Raw genomic sequence first — 23,863 nt, 5'->3', positions numbered from 1 at the left:
CCCTTCATCCTCACCCGTCCACCCGATCGTAGGCGTCGTGCCACGGCTCGACCCGCTCGAAGGCGCCGCTGAGCGCGAGGACCCGAGCGTCGTCGAACCGCGGGCCGACGATCTGGAGCCCCACCGGGAGCCCGTCGTCCGTGAATCCGGCGGGGACCGATGCGGCCGGGTGACCGGTCAGGTTGAACGGCCAGGTCAGGGTCCACTCGAGGGGCGGTTCGACGGCCTCGCCGGCGACCGACTCCGGCCCCCACGTGCCGTGCTCGAACGGCGGCACGGCGATCGTCGGCAGCAGTAGTGCGTCGTACTCCCCGAAGAAGGACTGCATCGCCTCGAACAGTTCGGTCCGGACGACGTCCCAGCGTCGGTACTCGACCGCGCTCATCGCCCTCCCGCGCTCGGCCAGGTCGACGTTCGCCGCGTCGAGGTCGTCGCGGTGGTCGCCGAGCAGATCCCTCCCCTCCCGTTTCAGGTTCTCCAGCGTCTCCGCGAGTACGACCGCGAACCCGGCTTTCCAGCACGCGTACAGTTCGGTGCGACTCCTGGGAAGGTCGGGGCTCGCCGCCGTCACGGTCGCGGGCGTGGACTCGAAGGCGGAAATCGCCCCCTCGAAGACGTCCCGGACCCGGGGGTCGATGGGAAAGGCGCCGTCCAGATCGACCGTCCAGGCGACGGTCAGGTCCGCGACGGACTGCCGGGTGGCGGCGACGAGGTCGACGTCGCTCGCTTCGAGCGCGAACGGATCGGCCGGGTGCGGGCCGGCGAGGACGTCGAGCATCATCGCCCCGCCCTCGACCGTTCGGGTCTGTGGACCGCGGCCGCGCATCGGCGTGTGGTGGCTGAAGCCGTCGGGGCGGAGCGCTATCGGGACCCGGCCGAACGTGGGTTTGATGCCGAAGACGCCACACGCGCTCGCCGGGATCCGGAGCGACCCGCCCCCGTCCGTCCCCAGGGCGAGCGGGACCATCCCGGCGGCGACGGCGGCCGCACTCCCGCCCGAGGAGCCGCCGGCGGTGCGATCCGGGTCGAACGGCGTGCCGGTCGGCCCGAACAGGTCGTTGTCCGTGACCGCCTTGGTGGCGAGCTCCGGCGTGTTCGTCTTGCCGAGGACGATGGCGCCGGCGGCTCTCAGCTGTCGGACCGTCAGGTCGTCGGCGTCGGCGACGTGGTCGGCCAGCGGCACCGACCCGTTCGTGAACCGCTTGCCCGCGACGGCGTAGTTGTCCTTCACCGCGACCGGGACGCCGTGCAGCGGACCGAGTTCGTCCCCGGCCTCGACGGCGCGTTCGGCCTCTCTCGCGGCGGCGCGCGCGTCGTCCTCGTAGACGTCGACGAACGCGTTGATCTCGTCGTCGCACGCCGCGATGCGGTCGAGGTACGCGTCCACGACCGCGACCGGCGAGAGGTCCCCTCGTCGGATCCGCGTGGCGAGTTCCGGCGTCGGCAGGCGGTGCGATCGTCGCCCCATCAGGGGTCCCCGGGCGTCGTATCGGTCCCGCCGCGTGACGGTCCCTCGGTCGGCGCCGGCTCCGTCGTACTGGCGTGGTCGTCGTCCATCATTGGGAAGTATCGGCGCTTTCTCTGGACATTGTTTCGTCTATTGGTAGATACCCGAACGAATAAAAACTTCTAGGGCGAACTACGTGGGATTCTCGCACCGCGGTCCCGCCCGAGCGGCTCCCGGCGTTCCGGGGACCGACGACCCCCTACCGCAGGTCCGACACCACGTCCGCCATCACGTCCAGCGCCTCGTCGAGGGTGTCGGTATCGTTGGCGTAGGAGATGCGGGCGTGGCCGGCGCCGTTGGCGCCGAAGGCGTCGCCGGGGACGACGATCACCCCCCGCTCGATGCAGGCGTCGACGAACCCGTCCGGGACGCGGGGCATCGCGTAGAAGGCGCCCTGTGGGGTCGGCACCTCGACGCCCATCTCCGAGAAGCGAGCGAGCAACAGGTCGCGCCGCTCCTCGAAGGTGTCGCGCATCTCGTCGACGACGTCCTGTGATCCGGTGAGCGCCGCCTCGGCGGCGTACTGCGCCGGCGCGGAAGCGCAGGCCTGGATGTACTGGTGGACGCGGAGCATCCGCTCGATCCGGCGGGTCGAGGCCGTGACCCAGCCGAGGCGCCACCCCGTCATCGAGTAGGTCTTCGAACAGCCGTTGACGACGACCACGCTGTCGGTGTCGGCGTAGGAGAGCGGCGAGTGGTGGTCGCCGTCGAAGACGAAGTGTTCGTACACCTCGTCTGAGAGACAGATCACGTCGTGTTCGTCGGCGATGCGGGCGAACTCGCGGACGTCGGCCTCGGTGGAGACGGCGCCGGTGGGGTTTCCGGGGCTGTTGACGACGAAGGCTGCGGTGTCGTCGGTGATGGCGTCCTCCACCGCCGCGGGGTCGAGGGTGAGGTCCTCGCGCAGGGGGACCGGCACCGGCTCGCCGCCCGCGAGTTTCGTCAGCGCGTCGTAGGAGACGAAGCCCGGATCGGGGATCAGCACCTCCTGGCCGGCGTCGACGTGGGCCTCCAGGGCGAGGTGGAGCGCCTCGCTCCCCCCGGCCGTCGCGATGACGTCTCCCGGGTCGACGGCGACGCCCTGGTCGCGTTCGTGCTTGGCGGCGATGGCCTCCCGGAGCGGGCGGATGCCCTTGTTGCCGGTGTAGGCGTCGGCCTCGCCCGCCTCGATGGCCTCCACGGCCGCCGCGCGGGCGTGCTCCGGCGCCGGGAAGTCGGGTTGGCCGAGGCCGAGGTTGATGGCGTCCTCGCCGGCGGCCTCGAACACCTCGCGGATGCCGCTGATCGAGATGGCCTCGACGCGCGGGGAGAACTCGGACATCTATTCGTCCTCGTGGGCGTCCCGCAGCGTCGACACGTGATCGCCGAGCAGCGAGAGCGCGCTGTCGGCGTCGACGTAGCCGTCGTCGTACTCGTCGTAGACGCGTTCGGCGGCGTCGAGGAACTCCGCCACCGCCGCATCGAGGTCCGTGTCGGGGTCGTCGGGTGCCATATCGGACGGGGGTGCGGAGGGCATATATTTCCACCCCTCCAACCTCGCGAGCGTGACCCTCGTCGCCCGGTTCGAGGACGGCACGATCAGGCTCGACGGCGACCCCGACCCCGCCGTCGTCGACGTCCTTCCCGTCGAGTTCGACGACCGGAGTCGGACGCTTCGGGCGCCCGCCCACCGCTACGCCGCCCTCCGGCGCGCCCTCGACGACGCCGGCGTCGACTACGAGGACCGGGTGTTCGACCTCCCGAGCCTCGACCTCTCGACGAGTTACGACCTCCGGGCGTACCAGCGGGAGGCCCTGGAGGCGTGGGAGTCCGCGGACCGCCGGGGCGTCGTCGAACTCCCGACGGGCAGCGGGAAGACCGTCGTCGCCGTGGGGGCGATGGCCGCGCTGTCGACGCCGACGCTCGTGGTCGTGCCCACCGTCGACCTGCTGACCCAGTGGCGCCGCGAACTGGAGACGGAGTTCTCGGTCCCGGTCGGCCAGCTCGGCGGCGGGGAGCAGCGGGTGGAGGACCTCACCGTCGCGACCTACGACTCCGCGTACCTTCGCGCCGACGAACTCGGCGACCGGTTCGGCCTGCTGGTCTTCGACGAGGCCCACCACCTCGGCGGCGAGGGGTATCGAGACGTCGCGCGCCTGATGGCCGCGCCGGCCCGCATGGGCCTGACCGCGACGTTCGAGCGCCCGGACGGCGCCCACACGGTCGTCGCGGACCTGCTCGGCCCCGTGGTGTACGAGCGCTCGGTCGACGACCTGGCGGGCGACCACCTCGCCGACTACGAACTCCGGCGGGTGGAGGTGGAACTCACGCCCGAGGAGCGCGAGGCCTACGAGGACGCCCAGGGGACGTTCGTCGACTACCTCCGGACCTCGAACCTCACGCTGACGAGCGGGAGCGACTACCAGGAACTGGTCAAGCGGTCGGGGTCGGACCCCCGGGCCCGGGAGGCGCTGCTCGCCAAGCAGGAGGCCCGGGAGATCATGATGAACTCCGACGCGAAGGTGGCGGCGCTCTCGCGCCTCCTCGACCGCCACCGCGACGACCGGATCATCGTCTTCACCGCGCACACGGACCTCGTGTACCGCCTCTCGGAGCGGTTCCTGATCCCCGCCGTCACCGCCGAGACTGGCGCGAGCGAGCGGCGGACGATCCTCGACCGGTTCCGCGAGGGCACCTACTCCCGCGTCGTCGCCGCGAACGTCCTCGACGAGGGGGTCGACGTGCCCGACGCGAGCGTCGCCGTCGTGCTCTCCGGCAGCGGGAGCGAGCGCGAGTTCACCCAGCGACTGGGGCGGATCCTCAGGCCCAAGTCCGACGGTCGGATCGCCATCTGCTACGAGGTGGTGAGCGCCGAGACGGCCGAGGAGCGGGTGGCCGAGCGTCGGCGCTAGCGGAGCGAGGACTGCAGCGACCCGTCGCCCGTGAAGTCGTCGTACGCGACGGTTTCGAACGCGAGGGTGACCGATCGCTCCCCGTCGGCGGGGACGGTCACCTCCCGGGAGCGTTCGGTCGCGTCGTCGCCGACCGTCACCCGGACGCGGAGCGTCCCGGTGCGTTCGGTCCCCGTGGGGTTGACGACCGTCGCCAGCACGCGAAGGTGTCCGTCCTCGGCCTCCTCGACGCCGAGGTCGGCCACGCTCATCGACCCCGCCTCGCTCGGTGCTGCGGTCGGCTCGCCGGGCGTCGGCGGGGTCCGGGGGCCGGTCGCGGGCGTCGCCGAGCAGCCGGCGGCGAGGACGAGTCCGAGGAGGGAGAGCAGGCGGCGCCTGTCCATACCGGTGGGACCCCCGCGACCGACAAGAGCGTTGTCCTCCGTGTGTCGTCCGCGGTAGCGGATCGGGAGGCCGGCGGGACTTTATCCGCGGAGCCCCGAGTCGCCCCCGTGCTTCGGAAGGACCTGCTCCGGGTGTCGCGGGCCGGCGGCGGCTACCACCCACAGTTCGCGGAGCGCGCCGACCGACCGCTCGCGGCGCGCGTCCTCGGCACGTTCGCCGAGCACGTCGGTCGGCCGCGGGCCGACCTCGACGCCGCGCTCGCGGACCTGGAGGCCGACGCCGACGACTTCAAACTCGTCCGCGGATTCGCGTCGCTCTGTGAACGCGACGCGACCTTCGAGACGCGGGCCGCGGTCCCTCCGGAACGGGCGCGGCGGGTCGCCTTCGAGGCCGCGGAGGCCGTCGGCGTCGTGAGCGAGGCCGACCGGGAGCGGGCGCTCTCCCGCGCCGCCGACCGCCTCGGCGTCGACGCCGACGCCGTCGCCGACTCGCTGCATGCCGACCGCGAGTCCCGGCAGGTGCTCGCCGACTTCGACCCGCGGTGGTCGCCCGACGAACTCCTCGACCAGTACGACCTGTCGCTCGCCCAGACCGCCCTGTTCGACGCCGTCGAGGTGCGGGTGCGGAGTTCGGACCCCAGGGCGTTGGTGTCGGCGGTCAAGCGCCTCGGCCTCATGTACGAGGTGCGCCGGACCGACGGGGGACGCGAGGTCGTCGTCACCGGCCCCGATCACCTCTTCCGGCGGACCCGCCGGTACGGCACGGCCTTCGCCCGACTGCTCCGCTCGGTCGCGAAGACCGGCGACTGGCGGCTGACGGCGACCATAGACGACCGCGGCACCGAACGGGAACTCGTCCTCACGGACGAGGACGTGGCCGTGCCGGGGGTCGACCCCGTCGCGGACCCCACCTACGACAGCGGCGTCGAGGCGGACTTCGCCGCGCGGTTCGCGGGGCTCGACCTCGACTGGGACCTCGTGCGAGAGCCCGAACCGCTCGCGGTCGGTGCGCGGGTGATGATCCCCGACTTCGCGTTCGACTACCGCTTTTCGGACTTCCGGGTCTTCTTCGAGATCGTGGGGTTCTGGACCCCCGAGTACGTCGAGAAGAAACTCGGGCAACTGGCCGACGTCGAGGACGTGGAGATGCTCGTCGCCGTCGACGAGAGCCTCGGCGTCAGCGAGGAGATCGAGGCGCGGGACCACCGCGCCATCACCTACTCGGGGTCGGTCCGCGTGAAGGACGTGGTCGACGCCCTTCGGCGCTACGAGGCGGACCTCGTCGCCGAGACGCGCGCGACTCTGCCGGACGAACTCCGGCCCGAGGCGGACGCCGTCTCGCTCGCCGACCTCGCGACCGACCGGGGCGTGAGCGAGGACGCCCTCGACGGCGTCGCGTTCCCCGACCACGAGCGCGTGGGGCGGACGCTCGTCCGCCCCGGCGTCCTCGACGACCTGCGCGAGCGACTCACCCCCGGTCAGTCGCTCGCAGAGGTGGAGTCGATCCTCGACGAGTACGGGATCGACGACGCCAGCGCCGTCCTCTCGGCGCTCGGCCTCCGCGTCGAGTGGGAGGGACTGGGCGGCGGAACGATCCGGCGCCGGTAGCCCCGATACATCGCTATTCGCTATACGAAACCGGGATCGGCCTGCTGATGCGATTCGGATCTCACTTCAATCCCTGGTCATCGGAGATTGGATATGTCCAACCGAATCTGAATCTCCAAGAGGAACAGCGATCAAAGAGGCTATCCTCGACGTTCGTACCGGACTTCGCTTCCCTTCTCTCCGAGACTCCACAGGCAGTCACCGAACTTCTCGGCCTCATCGTCGGCCGGCCCGAGACGTGTTCCGAAGGAGCGGATAATGCACAGGTCTGACGACGACCACTCGCCGCGATGACCGGTCACGCGCACCCCTGCCCACGAGTGAAATTCGGGGTTGTCTCAGAACTACGAGAGAAATCTACACATGCTTATGTTCTATGGGATCATAGGACATACTGAGTGGGAGGATGCCGGAGAACCAGCCGATTGAACTCAACCGCGCTGTCCCAGGTGGCCGCGTAGAGTTGTTCGCGATCCGCGACGACGAGTACCCCGGCGGCTGGTTCTACCGGTTCTAGTACTACCACCCGGAAGAGGGCGAATTCCTGCGCTACGACGACGCACACGCTGACGACGACCTCGGTTGGCACCATCGCCATGTTCGGTTTGGCGAGGATACCGAGATCCCGTTTCGGAACCTCATGTCGCACCTCGTCCTCTTCTTCCAAGAGATCGCTGAACTAACCGACACCGAGCATTCCAACCCATGACCGACACCGATCACGACGGCTGGCCCGACAAGTACCGTGACCCTCGCGACCGCCCGCACCCGGCCGTCCTCCGCGTGACCGTCGAACGATTCGACGAGGCCCGTGAGAACACACTCGAGGTCGCCGACGCAGCCACCGAGGGAGAGTCATCGCCGGCGGTCGTGTCGTTCGCGACGGTCGGGGAGCTGCGGAAGATTCTGACCGACCGCCGCATCGAACTCCTCCGGGCCCTGCTGAACACCGACGGCGCTGCCGAGAGCATTTCGGCGCTGGCTGATGAACTCGACCGCGACTACCGGACCGTCCACGGCGATGTCTCCCTGCTCGCGGACTACGGCCTGCTGTTTGTCGTCGACGAGGGCCAGTCCAAGCGGCCATACCTGCCCTACGAGCGGGTTCATCTGGACGTTGACCTCGTTGGCGGCGAGTCAAGCGAAGAGCCAGCGCCTGCGTGAAACCTCTTCTGCTATTTACAACCGACAAATCACGTAACATACAAGTTAGCGGGACTTATTCCGGCGGCGACACCGACGCCCGTCGCCCCTTCGGAACCACCGACCGCAACTCGTCGTGGACGTAGAGGCCGACGCCGATGGGCTCCCGGTCGCCCGCGAGTTCGTGGGCGACGATCAGGTAGCCCCAGTCGCCGTCCCACGCCGGGTCGAGGTCCTCGCCGGCGAGGAAGCGCCGCGCCTCGTCGGGCGCGAGGTCGATCACGTTCCGCGTCGCCTCACGACCGAACCGCTGGGCGGCGTTCGTCGTCGGCTTCCAGTGTTCCTGCCGGGTCCGAAGGAACGTCATGCCGACGCCCTCGGCGTCGACGGGCGTGGGGAGGTCGGCGGCGAAGATCCAGACCTTCCCGGCCCCCTTCTCCCAGAACGTGTAGCCGTCGAAGGCGTCGGCGGGGAGGCCGAAGCGGTCGACCCACCACTCGATCACCTCGGCGCGGGTCGCCCGGCCCGCAACCTCGCGGTCGTCGGCCGTCGCGGGCAGGCGGTCGAACACCTGCCCGTCGTTCGTGGGGGCGTCGCTCACGACCCCACCTCCAACTTCGCACAGAAGAACCCGCCCGTGTCGTTGTGGTGTGGGTAGATGCGGAGCGCCTTCTCGACGCTCGGGTCGAACCGGTCGCCCTCCCACTCGGTGACGCCGGGGACGCCGTCGAGGGGAGCGTCGACGTCGACGAGGCGGCAGTCCTCGCGTTCGAGGACGTGATCCAGCACCGCCTCGTTCTCCTCCGGGGCGAAGGTGCAGGTGGAGTAGACGACGGTCCCGCCGGGGCGGGTGGCCTGCACCGCCCGCCGGAGGATGCCCTTCTGGACGCCGGCGACGCTCCGGACGTGATCCAGCGACCAGGTGTCGAAGGCGTCGGGGTTCTTCCGGATCGTCCCCTCGCAGGAACAGGGCGCGTCGACGAGGACGCGGTCGAAGGCGTCGACGCCCGCACCCTGACTCCCCAGGGGTTTCAGCGAGAAGTTGCGCGCGTCCTGGTTCGTGACGACGAGGTTCGTGACGCCCAGGCGTTCGGCGTTGTGTCGGAGCGCCGAGAGCCGACCGAGGTTGTTGTCGTTGCCGACGAGGAGCCCCCGGTCGCCCATCAGCGCCGCCAGTTGCGTGGTCTTGCTTCCCGGGGCGGCACAGGCGTCCCACACCCGGTCGCCCGGGTCGGGGTCGAGGACGAGCGCCGGCAGGTTCGACACCTCCTCTTGCCCGTGGATCCAGCCGTGAGCGTGCGGCCAGTTCCGCCCCGGCGAGTCCCGGGGGAGACGCAGGACGCCGGGGTGCCAGTCGGTCGGTTCGTGGGCGATTCCCGCCTCGTCGAGGGCGGTCCGTACCCGGTCGGCCGTCGCCTTGATCGTGTTGACGCGGACGACGGCGGGCAGCGGCCGGTCACAGGCCGCGCGGAACGCCTCGGCGTCGTCGACGAGCGATTCGTACCGCTCCAACGGAGTCATCGACGGCCCTTCGGGGGGACCGGCTTAGTGGGTTTCGACCCGGCGGCTCATACGGATTATTGTACGTCAGTGCCGGTGGTTCGCCGAGACGATCCGGCGAACCACCGGTAAACAGTTACAATATTCCGTATCAGTTCGGAACGCCCGTGCCCGCGTCGCTCTCGGTGCCGACGGTCGCCGACGCGTCCTCCCCCTCGAGGACGCTCACGTCGAAGTCGGCCTCGAGGAGGCGGGACCCGCATCCCGAACAGGACACCGCGATCACGTCGTAGTCCCGACAGCAGGACTTCACGACGTCCTGTTCGAGCGTGACGGGGGCGTCACAGGCCGGACAGCGGTCGAGGAACAGGCGGAGCGAGCCGAGCAGTTCGCTGCGGACCGCCAGCGGGAACGAGCGCCAGCGCGGCACCCAGTCGTCGAGTTCGCGCGCGGCGGCCACGTCGGCGGCGAAGGCCGCGTGGGACTCCCAGCGGCCGATGCGCTCCGCACCGAGGGTCGCGACGACCGCCTCGCCGTACCGCTGGATCGTGAGCGCGTCGGGGTCGAGGTCCGTCAGCGCCGCCAGCGCCACCACGTCGACAGGGCTGTCCCCTCGGGGCGCCGCCTCGCCGTTCGCGCCGTCTCCACCGGTCCGTTCGGCGTCCATCTCGCGGAGCCGTTCGTCCCACGCCGCCGCGAACGCGGGCGAGAGTTCGAGGTCCTCGGGCCCGTCGACGAGGACGCCCGCCGCGACGAGCGTCCCCTCGACGTCGAGGCCCGTGGGAGCGGGGTCGGCCTTGTCGAAGACGGCCAGGAGCCAGTCCGGGAAGTACCGCCGGGTGAACGCCGGCGTTCCGGGGACGAGGTAGCCCCGGAGGTAGATGGCGAGGAGGCCGACGACGAGGAAGGCGACGCCGAGCGGCGGGACGAGCGCGCCGAGCGCCAGCGCGCCGACCGCCGCGATGGCGACGTTGGTGATCGTACACGGGACACACCGGTTCGGACCGGTGTACTGGGGATTTCTGAGGTCGTCTACGAGTGTGAACATGAGGTCTCCGTGACTCGCCGTCCGGGCGAGTGACGGTCCTCCAGACGGTCGAATCGGGCATAGGTATGGGCCACCTGCCGCCTGCCGCCTGCTACCTGCCGCCTGCCGCCTGCTACCTGCCACCTGCCGCCTGCTACCTGCCACCTGCCGCCTGCCGCCTGCCGCCTGCCGCCTGCCGCCTTGCCATCCTCCCGCCGCCTACCGCCGTCGCCGGAGGAGGTTCCGGACGGTTCGGCGGACCCGCCACCGGTCGTCCCAGAGTTGGACGGCGCCCGAGACGGCGAAGGTGACCAGGGTGCCGCTGGCCCAGAGCAGCGGATCGACGAGGCTCACGACCGGCAGCCCGGCCAGCGCGGCGATCACTAGCACGAGACCGAACACGCCGAGGCTCCGGTAGTAGCCGCCCCAGGTGACCCCGAGGCCGTTCACCACGTCCATGTGACGGTCGACCTGCCGGACGGCCGGACGGAGGTGGACCAGGCTCCGCTCGCGGTCGTACTCGACGACGCCCGCCTCGTGGAGTTTGGGCAGGTGGGTCTGGTGGAGCGAGGTGTAGACGCTGTCGCGGACCTTCGGCGGCGGCGGCGACTGACTCGTCTCCGCCGCGGCGACCCACGTCGACAGGTCGCGCACGGTGACGGTACCGGTCGAGGCGTCGAGGCGCTCGATGACCGCCCTGCGGCGCTCGTTGGCGAGCAGTTGATGGATCTGACACTCGGTCATCGACCGACGGGTCGTCTCCACGGACGTCACTGACACACACGACCAAGCGCCGCGGAGGGGTATAGGTATGATCGGACCGACGGGGATGGCGGTTCGGCGGGGACCGTACAGGCCCGGCCTTCCGGACGGGCGGTCGGCTTCAGGCGTGCCCTTCCCGCGTCCTAACGATCCCGTATTCCCCGCTAATCGGACCGTAGAAACCGCTACTCGAAGGTTTGGAAGCAGGGTCGAGGTCATTACCTATACTCATAGCCCTCGGAGGGGGTGGTGTCCCGAACCGGTGGCCGACCGACCTCGGTCGCCGCGGGCATCAACCAACAATGAACGACGACCGACAATTCAGCGTTTCCCGGCGGAAGGTACTCGCCGGGCTCGGCACGATCGGCATCGCCTCCGCGGGCGCAGGACTCGGCACCACTGCGTACTTCTCGGACCAGGAGACCTTCGAGAACAACCAGCTTACTGCCGGTACCCTCGACCTGCTCGTGGACTGGGAGGAACACTACTTCGACGGCTCCGCGGGCATGGATCACGTCGAATACGTCGATCCCGATGCGGACGGCGCGTACGTCCTTCCCGCGGTCGCGAACCCCGACGCCCGCGCCATCGCGGTGCGGTTCGTCGGTGAGGGAACCGACCAGGAGAACAAGGACGCCTTCTGGGACGCCACCTCCATCGAGGCGCTCCCCGACCCCGACAACGACGGCGTGCAGGACTCGCTGGACAACGTCGACGTCTGCGCGCTCGGCCCCGAGGACGGCCTCCGACTCGCCAACGTCGGCAACGAGGACGCCGAGGAACGGAGCGAGGGGCTCTACCAGTCCAACCGCACCAGCAACGACCACACGTCGTCCGGCGACCCCCTCATCAACCTGGGCGACGTGAAGCCCGGCGACTTCGGCGAGGTCACCTTCAGCTTCCACCTCTGTGACAACCCCGGCTACGTCTGGGTCAACGGCATGCTCGACGAGGAACTGACGGGCGAAGGTGTCATCACCGAACCCGAGCGCAACGATCCCCACGAGATCGACGGCGTCGTCGAACTCCTCGACGAGATCCAGGTGCGCATGTGGTACGATCCCGACTGCGACAACCAGGCCGAGCGAACCGGCGACGTGGACGTGATGCTCGCCATCGACACCTCCGGCTCGATCCAGGGCCAGGAACAGGACGACCTCGAGAACGGCATCATGGAGTTCGTCGACGCGCTCCCGACCGACGGCTCCGCGCGCGTCGGTGCGGTGAGCTTCGGCGGCGGCAGCGTCACCGGCCTCTCCGGGCTCGTGAGCCCGGACTCGTTCGGCCTGCCGAGCCTGAGCTACGGCGGCAACACGCCCCTGCCCGCGGCCATCGACATCGCGGACCAGGTACTCGACGATCAGGGTCGGCCCGACGCCCTGCCCGTCATCGTCGTCATCTCCGACGGCGGCCCGAACTACGACGACGACACGGGTCTCGTCTACACGGCGACCGTCAACGGGACGGATTACGACGCCCCGCGCGGCGCGGGCTTCTCCGACGACGACGGCACGGCCGGCTACGACGGCGGCACGGACAACAGCGAGGTCGACGCCACCGAACAGGCCGAAACCGCCGCGGTCGCCACCGCGGTCAAGAGCGGCATGGACGGCGCCCGGATCGCCGTCCTCAACATCGGCGACGACCCGAACGCCGACCTCGGTGACGGGACGGACCTGAGCGTCTACCTGCAGAGCCAGATCGCGTCCTCCGGGTTCTACCGCGAGACGCCGGTCAGCAACTTCCCGGACGTCGCCGACGACATCGCCAACGAGGTCACCGTCGAGGAGGAGATCTTCTTCAACGGCAGCCTCGGCGACGCGCTCGACGCGATGATGGGCAACGACGGTCGCGGCATCCCGCTGGACGGCGACCGCATGACGGAGTTCAACGAGATCAACGACCCCGAAGACGACGCGGACCGCGATCCGTTCACGGGCGCGGGCGTGACCCACTGCCTGGGCTTCCAGTGGTGGGTGCCCGTCGACCACGCGAACCAGATCCAGGGCGACACCGTCGCCTTCGACATCGGCTTCTACGCCGAACAGGGCCGCCACAACGACGGCGCGGGGCAGGTCCCCGAGAACGAAACCGCCCAGAACGGCGACGCTCCGGAGTTGACCCCCTCGTAATCCGTCCGATCCGGTGAGCCCAATCCCCGTCCTCGTTCGCTGACCGCGCTCACCGTCGCCCACCCGGACCGTCATCGCGACGGCGGCCGCCCGGCGGTTCGACTCCGCCGGTGGGCATCCCCCCGTGGGAGTTGACACACACATGAGTACATTCACCATCACCAGACGCCGACTGCTCGCCGGTCTCGGCACCGTCGGCGTCGCCTCGGCCGGGGCCGGTCTCGGCACGACCGCCTACTTCTCCGATCGGGAGTCGTTCGAAGGCAACCGGTTGACGGCCGGTCAGTTCGACCTCATGGTCGACTGGCAGGTCACCTACCGGGGTCCGAACGGGTTCGAATACGTCACCGCGTACCCCGACCAGTACGAGAACGAGGACCTCGACACCATCGCGACCAACCTCATCGGCGACCGGATCACCGTTCCCGACGACGTTCGCGACCCGCTCTTCACGCGCGACGACATCGCGTTCAACCGGGAGGGCGTCCCCTACGCCGACCTGTCGGACGCCGACCGCGACATCGTCGAAGCCGCCTTCCGGAACCAGTTCGCCGACGTCCCGCAGGACCTCGACGGGCCGATCCTCGACGTCGAGGACGTCAAGCCCGGCGACAGCGGGTCGATTTCGTTCAGCCTCCACCTGTTCGACAACCCCGGGTACATCTGGCTCGACGGTGGCCTGGTCGAGGCCCGCGAGAACGACGTGACCGACCCCGAACGGACCGACGACGAGGAAGCCGGCTCCCCGTCCGAGGTGGCGACGTCGCTCGACAACGACGTCGAACTCCTCGACGAGATTCGGGTCACCGTCTGGTACGACACCGACGGCGACGCCGAGGTCGACGCCGACGAAGCGGTCCTCCTCGGCGGCAACGAGGATCCCACGGCCAACCCGACGCTCAGACAGGTACTCGACCTCCTCTCGACGGGTTACGGCGTGCCCCTCGACGGGACCGGTGCCGTCGACGCCGGCGCTGCGGACCGCGCCTGCTTCGAGAACTCGACGACGTACTACGTCGGCTTCCGCTGGGAACTCCCCGTCGACCACGCCAACGAGGTACAGTCCGACGGCGTCTCATTCGACGTGGGCTTTTACGCCGAACAGTGCCGGCACAACGACGGAAGCGGGATCGGTTCCTCGGTCCGCATCACGAACGCGTCCACCATCGAGACGCCCGACCTCGCCCCCGTCGGTCTCGGCTTCGACGTCGAGAACGGGTTCGACGAACCGGTGGCGATCACGTCCCTCGGCGTCGCGCCCGCCGACCCGGCCCTGACCCTGCTGAGCGACGACGTCGACGACACCGGGAGCCGCTACGGCTACGAGGTGTACGTCGACGCGTCGACGCCCGGGTACACCGACGTCGCGGGTGGCGTCACCCTGCCCGGAACGGTCGTCCTCGGGAGCGACGGGTACGCCGACGTCGCCGACCGGGAGCCGATCCTCGCGCCCGGCGAGGTCGGGTACGCGACCGTGTTCGCGTTCCGCGACGGCGACGGCGACGGTATCGACATGAACGGCCGGTCGGTCACGCTCACCCTCGCCTACCGCGGCGAGACCAGCGGCCAGACCGGCACGGAGGTCGTGACCGTCGTCGGGTGATCGACGCCGGCGTCGATCACTCGCCTTCGATCCGGAGGTTCACGTGGACACGAATACGCCTCCCCCACTCGGCCTGTCGCGGCGACGAATCCTGCTCGGCGTCGGCGCCGTCGGCATCGCCGCCGCGGGCGCCGGCGTCGGCTCGCTGGGCTATCTCGCCGACCGCGAGCGGTTCCGGAGCACCGTCGCCGCCGGCAGCCTCGACCTCAAACTCGGTTACCGGACGACGTACAACGGCGAGGTGGTCGCCGAGGCGCCCGGCGGCGACGCCGGCGCGGTCGACTGCGGGACGCCCGGCCTCGTCGACGGGGCGGGCGTTCCCGTCGTCTCCCTCGACGACGTGAAACCCGGCGACTGCGGGACGGTCACGGCCGACCTCTACGTCTGTGCGAATCCCTCGCGGCTGTGGCTGGCGGTCGGCCTCGTGGCGGCCGCCGAGAACGACCACCGACCCGAGGAGGTGGCCGCCGGCGACGCGACGCCGGCGACCGGCGAACTCGGCGACGTCGTCGAGGTGACGGTGTGGATCGACGCCGACGGCGACGGCGTCGTCGGCGACGACGAGCGAGTCCTCTACGAGGGGACGCTCGCGGGCCTGACGACCGACGCCGCGGGTGGGCTCCCGGTGACCGTCGACGACGACGGCGCGCCGGCCTGTGTCGACGGCCCGGACGGTCCGGTTCCGGTCGCGCTCTCGTGGTGTCTGCCGCTCGACGGCCCGGACCACAACCGCGCCATCACCGACGCCGTCCGGTTCGACCTCCGGTTCGCGGCGGTCCAGTGCCGCCACGACGCCGTGGGGCTGAACCCCTTCGAGACGGGCCCGTCGACGCCCGAGAACGAGTCCGGAACGGCGCCGATCCGGTCGGGTAGGGCCGCCCTTCCCGGCGCGGAACCGGGGTACGGGAGCTATACCTAACTCCCGATCCCGCGCAGTAGAGATCGCGGGCTGCGACGGCACCCACTCACGGTGGCACGACGGCGGTTCGACTCCGCCGGTGGGTCTCCCCCCCTGGGGGTTTCCATGACAAACGGTTCATCACTCTCGCGACGGCAACTCCTGGCCGCCATCGGCGGCGTGGGACTCCTCGCGGCCGCGCCGCGGGTAGCCGGCGCCCTCGGCCGGGAGCCGTCGTTCACGCGGTACACGTACGCCCAGTCCGTCGAGGGCGGCCCGAACCTTCGGGTGGCCTGGTACGAGCGGTACAACGGCGCCCTCCTCGAGGAGAGCAACCGCTTCGGCGGTCGGGCGCCGCTCACCAACTCCTCGGACTCGTTCAACGAGTCGGCCGCCGCGGGGGCCTTCGTCGACGTGACCGGTCCCGACGCCGTCGACGCCGGCCCCGTCCTCTCCATCCCGAACGCCCACCCGGGCGACGAGGGACTACTGGTGATCGGCCTGCGGGCCGAGGAGGCCGACGCGCGGGCGTGGCTCCGGGTCACCGCGAGCGAGTTCGCGGAGAACTCGCTCGTCGAACCCGAGGTCAGCGACGGCGACGCGCCGACGGCGGGCGATCCGGCGGTCGAGGGCGGCGAACTCCAGGACCACGTCGACGTCGAACTCTGGTACGACACCGGTCGCCTCGGGGTCGGTGGCTGCAACGGCCTCCGCGACTTCTCCGAGGAGGCCGTGATCGGTCGGGGGACGCTGGCGGCCGTCGACGTCGCCCTCGACGGTGGCGTCCCGCTCGATTTCGGCGTCGTCGAGGCGGCCTGCATCCCCGAGGGGGCACAGCGGTGTCTGGCGCTCCGGTGGGCCATCGACCCCGCGGTGAACAACGTGATCCAGAGCGACTCCGCCCGCCTCGACATCGCCGTCGCGGTCACGGCGTGTGGGGACACGACCAACCCGTTCGAGGGATCGGTATGAGCGACGCGACGGGGCCGCGGCTGAACCGCCGGACGCTGCTCGCGGCCATCTCGACGGTCGGCACCGTCGGCGCCCTGACGGGTCGCGGCGCCGCGGCCTACCTGCAGGACGAGGAGTCACTCGCCACGAACGCGATGACCGCGGGGGCCGTGACGCTCTCGCTCGACGGCACCGACACCGGGCGAGTGAGCCTCGGGTTCACCGTCGACGACTACGGCTACACCCGGCGGGACGAGCGGACGGTCTGTCTCGGCCTCGACGAGGCGTCGAACCCGGGGTGGGTGTGGATCCGGGCCTGTCCGCGGGTTCCCCACGCGGAAGACGACCTCTCGGCCCGGGTGACCGCCGACGGCGCGACGGTGTTCGACGGGACGCTCGGCGGCCTCCTCGCCGCCCTCTCCGGCGGCGACGGCGGGGGCGTCCTCCTCACCGAGTTCGTCGGCGAGGGGACGACGCCGCTGTCGCCCGGGCCGGACGGCGAGGTCTGTCTGACCGTCGCCGTCTGGGCGCCGGCGGCCCTCCGCGACGACCCGGACGCGGTTCGGGCGCTGCGGGCGGCGTCGCCGCTCTCGTTCACGCTCGACGTGTACGCCGAGCAGTCCCGGCACGTGCCGACGCCGCGGCGGCCGGTCGAGGGGACGAACCCCTCCTTCGCGTTCCCGGCGTGCGAGGACCCGGAGGACCCGCCCGAGGAGGACCGCGACCGCGGCCACGGCATCAGCAACGTCTCGCTGTGCACCGACTCCCCGGTCGATCCCGGGGCGGTCACCTGGGTCGTCCGCGACCCCGAGACGGGCGCGGACGTGACCGGGACTCCCGGCGAGGTGTACGTCGTCGAGGTCACGTCGCCGGTCCCGATCGACTACGTCGTCGTGAAGGCCGGCAGCAGGGCCGCGCCGAACGGCGGTCACCGCCGGTTCGACGTCGGCGGCGTCACGACGGCCACCGTCGACTCGGTCGGCGGAGCGCTCCTCGACGTGCCCCCGAACTTCTCGCGGTGTGCCTGCGAGGGGGAGGGAATCAAACTGGAGTTCGACGAGGGCTCGGGGTCGTTCACCGACCTCGAACCGCTGTCGTGCGGGACGCGGCGGGGCGGCCCACCCGTCGCGGCCGGCGAGGACGGAACGGACGACCCCGAGGACCCCCCTCGGGGCCGCGGCGGCCGGGGGCGCACTCCCCCGAACGGAGCAACCGAATGAATCTCACCACACACTCACGGACGGCCGGTCGGGCCCTGCTCGTCGTCGTCCTCCTGGCGTTGATCGCCCCCTTCGTCGTCTACGCGGTGCCGGGCACCGTCGGCGCCGAGGCGAGTTACGTCGTCCTGACCGCGAGCATGACGCCGGCCATCGCCCCCGGCGACGTGGTGGTCGTCGACGAGGTGCCGGCCCGGTCGGTCCGCGTCGGCGACGTGATCGTCTTCGAACAGCAGGCCGGCGGGGAGGTGCCGGTGACCCACCGGGTGATCGGCGTCGAACGGGCGGGGGACGGCACCCCCGCGTTCGTCACCAAGGGCGACGCCAACGAGGACGCCGACCTCGGTCCGGTGACGCCGGACCGGCTGATCGGTCGGGTGGTCCTCACCATCCCCCTCATCGGTCACGTCATCCAGTTCGTCGGCACGCCCCTCGGCTTCGTCGCCCTGGTCGTGTTGCCGCTCGGCCTCCTGATCGCCTCGGAGGTCGCCGACCTGCTCCGGTCTGGGCGTCCCGATCCGGCGGCCACGACCGCCGCCGACGGCGACGACGACGGCGACGGCGTGCCGGCCACGGGGACCGGCGGCGACGGCGGACCCGACGAGTCGCCCGCCGGGACGGACGATCAGTTCACCTTCACGCAGCGGGACCTCACGCTCGCGAGCGTCGTTCTCGGTGTCGTGACGGCCTACGCCGGCTACTCGGCCTACCAGCGCCCCTCGGGAATCGCGGTCGGCGTCGCCGTCGCCGCGGGGGCGGGGTTCGTCCTCGCGGCCGGCATGCGGTCGTTCGCGCCGTCCGCGCCCGTCGGGACGCAGCCAGCCGTGACCGACGGCGGCGACGGCACGACTCCGGTGGGCGTCCCCAGCGTCCGGATCGACCGCGGGGCGACGGCCGGCCCCACCGTCGAGGTGGCCGGCCCGGCCGACCTGCGCGCCATCGCCGCCGCCGTCTCCCGGCCGCTCCTTCGGGCCGACGACCGCTACGTCGTCCTCGACGGGGCGGTGACGTACGCCTGCGACGTTCCCGCCGACCCCGACCCCGAGGCGACCGCCGCGGCGGACGACGAAGCGGTGACCGACGCGGCGGACGGTCCCGAGACGGCCGACGACGCATCCGACGCCGACGGGGTGACCGAGCCACGCGACGACGACGACGGGGCGACCGAGCCACGCGACGACGACGGGACCGTCACGACCCTCTCGCCCGACGGGGGTGCCGAGCGGTGACGGCTGCCGACCGGCGCGCGGTCCTGCCCCTGCTCGCGGTGGCCTGCGTGGTCTTCGCGGCCGCCCTCGGCGGCGGCTACACGCTCGCGGTGTTCAGCGACGCCGCCGGCGTCGACGCCACCGTCGACGTCTCCGACCTACCGGTGATCGAACCGCAGGTGCAGGCCGCCCCCCTCGCGCTCGACGCGCCGTCCGGGCCGGCCTCCGCCACCGGGAACGACACCGACGTCGCGGGCACGGCGCCCGCGGGCGAGCCGACCGGCGGCGGTGCGAAGGGGGCGGGCGACGTCCCGACCGGCGCCACCTCGACCGGCGCCACCGACGACGAGGGTGACGGCGCGGGCGACGCACCCGCCGCGGACCCGAGCGGATCCGACGCCCCCGCGCAATCGCCCGACGACGGCGATGGCGACGACGGAGCGTCGGCGGGCGGGGGTGTCGGCGAGGACGGTGTCGGCGACGATGATGCCGGTGAGGACGGTACCGCCGAGGACGACGTCGGTGCCGGTGATGCCAGCGAGGACGGTTCGGACGCCGGATCGGCCGACGCCGGTGCCGATACCGGAGCCGCCGGCGACGACGAGGCCGGCGGAGCGGGCAACGACGAGGCCGGAAGCGACGCGGACGGTTCGGACGCCGGATCGGCCGACGACGGTGGGTCGGCCGGCGATCCGAGCGACGGATCGAGCGGCGCATCCGATGCTGGCGGTTCGAACGGCGATTCGGACGACGCCGGTGGGGCGAGCGGCGGATCGACCGACGGTGCAGATGGCGGCGACGGTGACGGCGGTTCGGACGCCAGTGGATCGGACGCTGGCGGGTCGAGCGGCGGCGACTCGGACGCTGGCGGATCGAGCGGCGGCGACTCGGGAGGGAGCGATTCGGGAAGTAGCGATTCGAGCGGCGGCACCGCCGACGGCGGCGCGGACGCCTGATCGGTCAGATCGGATCGATCCCCTCGCGTCGGCCGTCGAGTATCGCGAACCGCTCGCCGCGTCGGCGTTCGAGCCATTCGAGCAACCGCTCGGCCCACCTCAGTTTCTTGCGTTTCGTCGCGTCGACGGCGGGGTCGTCGAAGTCCCACCCCGGGAACCGCAGGGTCGCGGCGCCGAAGGCGTCGGCGAGGAAGGCCGCCCGGTCGCCGTCGGTGAACCCGCCGTAGTTCGCGACGGGGCCGCGGGGTTCGGTCTGCGTCGTCGGGACGACGTGGTCGCCGTCGAGACGGGGGACCCACTCCTCGACGGCGGGGACGTTGTCGCCGTGGGCGTGGACGGCGACGGGGACGCCCTCGCGGGTCAGGTCCCGGGCCGTCGCGGGCGTCTTGTCGAGGTCGGTCACCATCAGGTCGACGCCGACGCCGGCCTCCCGGAGCGTCGCCGCGGCGGTGGAGGCGGCGACGACCAGGTCGGCGTCGGCAGCGACGCCGACCTGGTCGCCGAGGGAGGGTCCAGCGCCGGCGACGGCGACGGTGGCGCCCGAAACGGGGTCGAACCGCGACTCGTCGAAGGGGTCGACCAGTTCCGCGAGCACGTCGCGTGCGCGCTCGTCCTCGGCGCGGGAGTAGCCGAAGTCGTCGAGGATGCGTTCGTACACCGGGACCCACGTCTGGTAGTTCATCCAATAAGGTCACAGTAGCCGGAACGACACCAAGTACCCCTACCCGTGTGTCGCCCCGGCTTCCACGCCCTCGTTTTCGAAGCGTCTGGCATAAGCTTTCTCTTAGCCGGCAACGGATTCGACCGCGGCGAGCGCCCGGTCGAGCGCGTCGGAACCGCCGGTAGCGGCCTCGACGACGGCGGTCAGGTCGGCGGGCGTCCCCGCGAGCAGGCGGCGGTCGTCGTCCGGGGCGCCGGCGACCACGGCGGCGGTTCCCCGGGCGGCGGCGTCCAGGACGTCGCGGTCCGCGGGCGAGAGGCCGCCGAGTTCGAAGGTGCGGACGGTGCCCCGGCGGGCCGCCGACGGGTCCCCTCCGAGTCGGTCGAGGTGGCGGCGCATCTCCCCGACGCCCGTCACGTCGAGTTCCTCGACGGTCACGGCGCCGCCGGTGGCCCGGAGTCGGTCGCGGGCGAAGGCGTCGCCGACGAGGGCGGCGTCCCGCGTCTCGGCGACGTCGTGGGTGCGGATCACGTGTGCGCCGCGCTCGACGGCCATGGCGGTGGCGGCCAGGGAGACGGGCAGGGCCGCCTCGGTCGAGCGGCCGGCGATGTCCCGGAGGAAGTTCTTGCGGTTGATGGAGACGAGGATGGGACGGTCGAGGGCGCGGAACTCCCGGAGGCGGCGGAAGGTCTCCCGGTCGTCTTCGAGGGTCTTGTCCTCGCTCCAGCCGCCGAACGCGGGGTCGACGACCGTCTTCTCCGTGAGCCCCTCGCGTTGCAGCGCGTCGTAGATGTCGTCGACGTCCTCGACGGCCCCCGGTCGCTCCAGGTCCGGCGGACTCGCCATCTTCACGACCGCCACGTCGCGCTCGGCACAGACCCGCGGCATCTCGGGATCGGCGAAGCCACAGATGTCGTTCACCATGTCGAAGCCAGCGTCGAGCGCCGCCTCGGCCACCTCGTGATAGCGCGTCTCGATGGAGAAGACGGCGTCGCCGGAGACGCTCTCGATGGCCTCGACCGCGGTGTCGAGGCGGTCGAGTTCCCCCTCGGCGGAGAGCACCTCGAAGCGCTTGTTCGCGGATTCGAGGCCGACGTCGACGATGTCGGCGCCCTCGTCGATGAGTTCCTCGTCGACGTACGCGGCCGCCTCGCCGGGGTCGTCGAACACGCTCGGCTCGTACGGCGACTCCTCGCTGACGTTCAACACCCCCATGAGTCGTGGCGGGTAGTCGTCGCCGATGCCGAGGCCCGCGGCGTCCACGTTTCGCATGGGCGGCCTTCCGGCCCCGATCACCATATGCGAACCGGTCGGGGGAACGGTGCGGACTCGCCGCCGGGAGCGCGGCCGAGTCACCGGTAGCGAACGGCGATCAGCACGGCACAGAGGCCGGCCACGGTGACGAGTCCGCGGGCGAGCAGGACGACGCCGGCGCCGGCTCCCACCGCGTCGACGACGGTGACGACGAGGAAGACGCCGGCGGTCAACAGGCCCACGCCGACCGCGAGCGCCCGCATCTGCGGGGCGTCGTTGCGCCTGTATCCACGGTACGCCAGCGTCGCGACGAAGAGGCCGACGACGGCCGTCAGCCCACGCGACGCCCACGCGACGCTCTCGGGAGCGAGCGGGAGGTCCGGAATCACTCCGACCCACCCCCGTAGACCGCCAGGATGATGGTTCCGAGTCCCAGCAGTTCACAGCCGCTCACGAGGAGCGATCGACCGACGTCGCCGGCGGCGGTGACCGTCGGGAGCCCGATCCGCAGGAGCTCCGGCACGGTGGTGAGCAGGATGAGCCCGACCGCGAGACGCAGCATTCCGGCGTGGCCCGGTCCGCGGCGGTAGCCACGGACGAGGAGCGCGGCGATCGCCACCGAGAGGGCGATCGAGAGGAGCGTGAGTCCGACGACGGCGACCGACAGCAGGGGATCGGCCCCGCCGGCCCGCAGCTGTAAGGGGAGCGAACGCATTTCAGGACACCCCCTCGAACAGGTCGGTGAACCGATCGGCCGGGTTCGTCGAGGATCTGGTGACGGACACCTCGCACGATCCGTCGGCGAACGCGACGGTCACCTCCTCGACGGTCGCGGCGTAGCGCTTGTAGTGGTGGCCGTCCGGGTCGATCGCCTGCTGCTCGACCACGAGGTCGGCCGCCTCCAGCCGTTCGAGGCGACGGTACGCCGTCGGATCGGACATCTCACACGCGGCACAGAGTTCGGAGGCTGACATCGGTTCGGTGGTGAGTTCGGCGAGGATGGCCCGCGCGTACTCGTCGTCGAGCAACGCGAGGAGTTCGTCGTCCCCGTCCCCGTCCATACCGGTACCAACGGGCGGCGGCGAATAAAAGGGCCGTCCGGCTTCCGTATCGGAAGCCGTGCCCGCACCGATAGGGTGGCTCCGTCGGTCCCTCCGAGCATGTCGACCCCGACGACCGATCGATCCCCGTGGCGACGGATCCGGCGATGGCTCGCGTGGCCGATCCGGACCCGCGACGGCCGCCGACTCCGGGCGCCGATACGGGCGGTACTGCCCCTCGTGACGACTTTTCTCGCCCTCGCGGTCGTCCAGACGGCCGTTCGGACGCGGTTCGAGCATCCCGTCCGCGAACTGCTCGAACTCCTCGGGATCGCCGCGATCCTCGCCGTCGCCGTCGTCGCCAGCGCGCGACTGATCGACCGTCGACCGACCGCCGAGTACGGCCTGGCGGTCGACCGCCGGTGGGTCCGATCGCTCGCCGTCGGCGCCGGCATCGGCACGGCCGTCAACGCCGGCGCCCTCGCAGTGGTGCTCGGCGCCGACTGGGCCGCCGTGACCGGCGTCACCGAGGCACCGGGCGTCCTCCCGTTCCTCCCCGCGACCGTCGGGGCGTTCGCGCTCGTCGCCGTCGCGGCGGCGTGGGAGGAGTTCGTCTTCCGGGCGACGATGCTGAAGAACCTCGCGGAGGGCGGCCAGGACTCGCTGGGGCGGCGGCCGGCCGTCCTCCTCGCCGTCCTCCTCAGCGCCCTCGTCTTCGCCGCCCTCCACGGCGGCAAGGTAACCCACCCCGGACAGTACGGCTACTACCTGCTCGCCGGGGCGATCCTCGGGGGCGTGTACGCCCTGACCGGCGACCTCGCGCTACCGATCGGATTTCACGCGCTCTACAACTACACGCAGGGACTGTTCGGACTCGGCGTCTCGGGGGCGGTGCCCGAACTCCTGGCGCTCGACCTCGTGGGGCCGTCCCGGTGGGTGGGTGAGGAGGGCCTCGTCCACGTGGGCGCCGCCGCCGCGGGTGGCGTTCTCCTCGTAGCGTACCTCCGCCGGCGCGACGGGGCGCTCAAGGTCGCCGACCGCGTGACGCGGTGGACGCCACGCGACGGGGGCGAGTGAGCCAGGGCCGAGCCGGCGGCGTCAGGGCGTCGAAGACGCGCTCTT

25 protein-coding genes are annotated in these 23,863 nt (G+C 71.2%); 11 read left to right on the top strand and 14 right to left on the bottom strand.

The genetic code is table 11. The features are described 5' to 3' along the window. Nucleotides 1–10: 10 nt before the first annotated feature. The 3 genes from NBT67_RS05140 to NBT67_RS05130 form a co-directional block, all read right to left on the bottom strand. Nucleotides 11–1,468 carry an amidase gene (locus NBT67_RS05140; RefSeq protein WP_251343730.1) on the bottom strand — a complete coding sequence of 486 codons (1,458 nt, stop codon included), beginning with the start codon at nt 1,466–1,468 and terminating at the stop codon, nt 11–13. A gap of 238 nt (nt 1,469–1,706) precedes the next feature. Further along, a complete protein-coding gene (locus NBT67_RS05135; RefSeq protein WP_251343729.1) occupies nt 1,707–2,828 on the bottom strand; it encodes a pyridoxal phosphate-dependent aminotransferase in 1,122 nt (373 codons plus the stop codon). Next, nucleotides 2,829–2,999 carry a hypothetical protein gene (locus NBT67_RS05130; RefSeq protein WP_251343728.1) on the bottom strand — a complete coding sequence of 57 codons (171 nt, stop codon included), beginning with the start codon at nt 2,997–2,999 and terminating at the stop codon, nt 2,829–2,831. It lies immediately after the preceding gene. Between the two features lie 52 nt (nt 3,000–3,051). On the opposite strand from NBT67_RS05130, the gene NBT67_RS05125 reads away from it, so the two are divergent. Further along, nucleotides 3,052–4,398, top strand: coding sequence for a DEAD/DEAH box helicase (locus tag NBT67_RS05125; protein WP_251343727.1), 1,347 nt, complete (start codon nt 3,052–3,054; stop codon nt 4,396–4,398). On the opposite strand, the gene NBT67_RS05120 is transcribed toward NBT67_RS05125, so the two are convergent. Then, the gene (locus tag NBT67_RS05120) at nt 4,395–4,781 is read right to left on the bottom strand and encodes a transcriptional initiation protein Tat (protein ID WP_251343726.1); all 387 of its coding nucleotides are present in this window, start codon (nt 4,779–4,781) and stop codon (nt 4,395–4,397) included. The two genes, NBT67_RS05125 and NBT67_RS05120, sit on opposite strands and share 4 nt — an antisense overlap. 108 nt (nt 4,782–4,889) lie before the next feature. Between NBT67_RS05120 and NBT67_RS05115 the strand changes: the two genes are divergently transcribed. Continuing rightward, nucleotides 4,890–6,389: a DUF790 family protein gene (locus NBT67_RS05115; RefSeq protein WP_251343725.1), complete on the top strand. Its 1,500-nt coding sequence runs from the start codon at nt 4,890–4,892 to the stop codon at nt 6,387–6,389. A gap of 382 nt (nt 6,390–6,771) precedes the next feature. On the opposite strand, the gene NBT67_RS05110 is transcribed toward NBT67_RS05115, so the two are convergent. Next, complete coding sequence (locus NBT67_RS05110; RefSeq protein WP_251343724.1) at nt 6,772–7,056, bottom strand: hypothetical protein; 285 nt, start codon at nt 7,054–7,056, stop codon at nt 6,772–6,774. A 38-nt stretch (nt 7,057–7,094) separates the two neighbouring features. Here NBT67_RS05110 and NBT67_RS05105 point away from each other — a divergent pair, with 38 nt between their 5' ends. After that, nucleotides 7,095–7,553: an HVO_A0114 family putative DNA-binding protein gene (locus NBT67_RS05105; protein ID WP_251343723.1), complete on the top strand. Its 459-nt coding sequence runs from the start codon at nt 7,095–7,097 to the stop codon at nt 7,551–7,553. 55 nt (nt 7,554–7,608) lie between these two features. On the opposite strand, the gene NBT67_RS05100 is transcribed toward NBT67_RS05105, so the two are convergent. The 4 genes from NBT67_RS05100 to NBT67_RS05085 all read right to left on the bottom strand — a co-directional run bounded on the left by NBT67_RS05100 (nt 7,609) and on the right by NBT67_RS05085 (nt 10,839). Continuing rightward, a complete protein-coding gene (locus tag NBT67_RS05100) occupies nt 7,609–8,133 on the bottom strand; it encodes a DUF7122 family protein (RefSeq protein WP_251343722.1) in 525 nt (174 codons plus the stop codon). After that, complete coding sequence (locus NBT67_RS05095) at nt 8,130–9,053, bottom strand: RsmB/NOP family class I SAM-dependent RNA methyltransferase (RefSeq protein ID WP_251343721.1); 924 nt, start codon at nt 9,051–9,053, stop codon at nt 8,130–8,132. Before NBT67_RS05095 ends, NBT67_RS05100 begins: the two co-directional genes overlap by 4 nt. A 130-nt stretch (nt 9,054–9,183) precedes the next feature. Continuing rightward, on the bottom strand, nt 9,184–10,080 hold the full coding sequence (locus tag NBT67_RS05090) for a DUF8054 domain-containing protein (protein WP_251343720.1): 897 nt from the start codon (nt 10,078–10,080) through the stop codon (nt 9,184–9,186). 198 nt (nt 10,081–10,278) lie between these two features. Next, complete coding sequence (locus NBT67_RS05085; RefSeq protein WP_343218025.1) at nt 10,279–10,839, bottom strand: DUF7344 domain-containing protein; 561 nt, start codon at nt 10,837–10,839, stop codon at nt 10,279–10,281. 284 nt (nt 10,840–11,123) lie between these two features. On the opposite strand from NBT67_RS05085, the gene NBT67_RS05080 reads away from it, so the two are divergent. From NBT67_RS05080 to NBT67_RS05050, 7 genes are all read left to right on the top strand, one after another. Continuing rightward, nucleotides 11,124–12,953, top strand: a complete 1,830-nt coding sequence (locus NBT67_RS05080) for a vWA domain-containing protein (RefSeq protein WP_251343719.1) — start codon at nt 11,124–11,126, stop codon at nt 12,951–12,953. A gap of 142 nt (nt 12,954–13,095) precedes the next feature. Beyond that, nucleotides 13,096–14,556: a SipW-dependent-type signal peptide-containing protein gene (locus tag NBT67_RS05075; protein WP_251343718.1), complete on the top strand. Its 1,461-nt coding sequence runs from the start codon at nt 13,096–13,098 to the stop codon at nt 14,554–14,556. A gap of 43 nt (nt 14,557–14,599) precedes the next feature. Beyond that, nucleotides 14,600–15,475: a hypothetical protein gene (locus tag NBT67_RS05070; protein ID WP_251343717.1), complete on the top strand. Its 876-nt coding sequence runs from the start codon at nt 14,600–14,602 to the stop codon at nt 15,473–15,475. Nucleotides 15,476–15,580: 105 nt separating this feature from the next. After that, entirely contained in the window at nt 15,581–16,426 is an 846-nt protein-coding gene (locus NBT67_RS05065) for a hypothetical protein (RefSeq protein WP_251343716.1), read from the top strand. Then, the gene (locus NBT67_RS05060) at nt 16,423–17,625 is read left to right on the top strand and encodes a hypothetical protein (RefSeq protein ID WP_251343715.1); all 1,203 of its coding nucleotides are present in this window, start codon (nt 16,423–16,425) and stop codon (nt 17,623–17,625) included. Before NBT67_RS05065 ends, NBT67_RS05060 begins: the two co-directional genes overlap by 4 nt. Next, entirely contained in the window at nt 17,622–18,851 is a 1,230-nt protein-coding gene (locus tag NBT67_RS05055; RefSeq protein ID WP_251343714.1) for a signal peptidase I, read from the top strand. The genes NBT67_RS05060 and NBT67_RS05055 overlap by 4 nt, the downstream gene beginning before the upstream one ends. Further along, entirely contained in the window at nt 18,848–19,786 is a 939-nt protein-coding gene (locus tag NBT67_RS05050; protein ID WP_251343713.1) for a hypothetical protein, read from the top strand. Before NBT67_RS05055 ends, NBT67_RS05050 begins: the two co-directional genes overlap by 4 nt. 4 nt (nt 19,787–19,790) lie before the next feature. Here the strand turns inward: NBT67_RS05050 and NBT67_RS05045 are convergent, their stop codons facing one another. The 5 genes from NBT67_RS05045 to NBT67_RS05025 all read right to left on the bottom strand — a co-directional run bounded on the left by NBT67_RS05045 (nt 19,791) and on the right by NBT67_RS05025 (nt 22,762). Then, nucleotides 19,791–20,468, bottom strand: a complete 678-nt coding sequence (locus NBT67_RS05045) for a 6-hydroxymethylpterin diphosphokinase MptE-like protein (protein ID WP_251343712.1) — start codon at nt 20,466–20,468, stop codon at nt 19,791–19,793. A gap of 102 nt (nt 20,469–20,570) precedes the next feature. Then, nucleotides 20,571–21,719, bottom strand: coding sequence for a dihydropteroate synthase (gene folP / locus NBT67_RS05040; protein WP_251343711.1), 1,149 nt, complete (start codon nt 21,717–21,719; stop codon nt 20,571–20,573). An 80-nt stretch (nt 21,720–21,799) separates the two neighbouring features. Continuing rightward, nucleotides 21,800–22,090: a DUF7521 family protein gene (locus NBT67_RS05035; RefSeq protein ID WP_251343710.1), complete on the bottom strand. Its 291-nt coding sequence runs from the start codon at nt 22,088–22,090 to the stop codon at nt 21,800–21,802. Continuing rightward, entirely contained in the window at nt 22,087–22,416 is a 330-nt protein-coding gene (locus NBT67_RS05030; protein ID WP_251343709.1) for a hypothetical protein, read from the bottom strand. Before NBT67_RS05030 ends, NBT67_RS05035 begins: the two co-directional genes overlap by 4 nt. 1 nt (nt 22,417) lies before the next feature. After that, nucleotides 22,418–22,762: an ArsR/SmtB family transcription factor gene (locus NBT67_RS05025; protein ID WP_251343708.1), complete on the bottom strand. Its 345-nt coding sequence runs from the start codon at nt 22,760–22,762 to the stop codon at nt 22,418–22,420. 99 nt (nt 22,763–22,861) lie between these two features. Here NBT67_RS05025 and NBT67_RS05020 point away from each other — a divergent pair, with 99 nt between their 5' ends. Beyond that, entirely contained in the window at nt 22,862–23,818 is a 957-nt protein-coding gene (locus tag NBT67_RS05020) for a CPBP family intramembrane glutamic endopeptidase (protein WP_251343707.1), read from the top strand. The last annotated feature ends 45 nt before the right edge of the window (nt 23,819–23,863 follow it).

The organism is Haloplanus sp. GDY1 (genome assembly GCF_023703775.1).
Lineage (GTDB): Archaea > Halobacteriota > Halobacteria > Halobacteriales > Haloferacaceae > Haloplanus > Haloplanus halophilus.
The sequence above is the reverse complement of the archived record's forward strand: the minus strand, read 5'-3'. Positions and strand labels throughout refer to the sequence as shown.